This is a genomic window from Gilvimarinus sp. 1_MG-2023 (assembly GCF_030548285.1).
The window spans coordinates 1-238 of record NZ_JAUOSC010001669.1 but is presented as its reverse complement, the minus strand read 5'-3'; the positions used below and the strand labels follow the sequence as shown (position 1 = coordinate 238).

Sequence of the window (238 nt, the reverse complement as noted above, 5' to 3'; positions counted from 1 at the left end):
CCGTTGTACCGGCACAAACGTCAGCCACCGATGTACTGGCGATGAATCCGGATGGCATCTTTTTGTCCAACGGCCCGGGTGACCCGGAGCCTTGTACCTACGCCATAGAAGCGATCCGGGAAATCCTGGAAACCGACATCCCGGTATTCGGTATTTGTCTGGGGCATCAACTGCTGGCACTGGCTTCCGGTGCAACCACGTTGAAAATGAGTCATGGCCATCACGGTGCCAATCACCC

The 238-nt window shown here is 56.3% G+C and carries 1 protein-coding gene; it reads left to right on the top strand.

The genetic code is table 11. The features are described 5' to 3' along the window. Positions 1 to 238, top strand: a 238-nt coding sequence (locus tag Q4563_RS22465) for a glutamine amidotransferase-related protein (protein ID WP_303606123.1), incomplete at both ends; no start/stop codon positions are given.